Here is an 878-nt window from a genome sequence, read left to right on the forward strand (position 1 = left end):
CTAATCTTCGGGTGACCGATGCGATCAGGCGATGGCAGGACCTACGCTACCGTTTGGCTGAACCGAGCCGAAAACGCCGCTCACAGAGGGCAACGTTGCGTAAGATATTAAGTTAGCGCATATGCGCGAATGCGGGTATCCATCGCAGCCGAAGACATGGACCCCCGATCAAGTCGGGGGTGACGAGGTTTTTGTCATACCCGCGCCTAACTTTGTCATACCCGCGAATGCGGGTATCCATCGCAGCCGAAGACATGGACCCCCGATCCAGTCGGGGTGACGAGGTTTTTGTCATACCCGCGCATGCGGGTATCCATCCCCTTGCCAACAGCCAAAGCCTGCCATACCCTCACTTATGGCTTACTTTGTCTACATGCTCGCCAATCAGAAAAACGGCACTTTGTATGTCGGCGTCACCAACCATTTGATTCGCCGTGTCCATGAACACAAACAACATGCGGTGGATGGATTTACTGCTCGGTATAACGTGACCCAATTGGTGTGGTTTGACCAAACTGAAAGCATTCAAGAGGCCATCGCTTACGAGAAACGCTTGAAGCACTGGAAACGTGAATGGAAAATTGCCTTGATCGAAAAAGAAAATCCGGATTGGGTTGATTTGTATGAGTCTATTTTGTGATTTTCAAGCCATTTAAATGCATGGACCCCCGATCAAGTCGGGGGTGACAAAGTCAGGTGCCATAGATCCCCGATCAGGTCGGGGGTGAACAATGTTCTGTCATACCCGCGTATGCGCATATGCGCTAACTTAATATCTTACGCAACGTTGCCCTCTGTGAGCGGCGTTTTCGGCTCGGTTCAGCCAAACGGTAGCGTAGGTCCTGCCATCGCCTGATCGCATCGGTCACCCGAAGATT

1 protein-coding gene is annotated in these 878 nt (G+C 51.7%); it reads left to right on the forward strand.

The window, feature by feature from the left end; translation table 11 throughout:
* Window positions 1-355: 355 nt before the first annotated feature.
* Window positions 356-640, forward strand: a complete 285-nt coding sequence (locus B9Z34_RS14420; RefSeq protein WP_108428804.1) for a GIY-YIG nuclease family protein — start codon at window positions 356-358, stop codon at window positions 638-640.
* Window positions 641-878 lie beyond the last annotated feature (238 nt).

It is taken from the genome of Limnohabitans sp. Hippo3, from assembly GCF_003063665.1.
Lineage (GTDB): Bacteria > Pseudomonadota > Gammaproteobacteria > Burkholderiales > Burkholderiaceae_C > Limnohabitans_A.

Bases quoted from the DNA above. Each gene is read 5' to 3' on its own strand.
- B9Z34_RS14420 (WP_108428804.1), top strand. From the start codon at position 356: ATGGCTTACTTTGTCTACATGCTCGCCAATCAGAAAAACGGCACTTTG.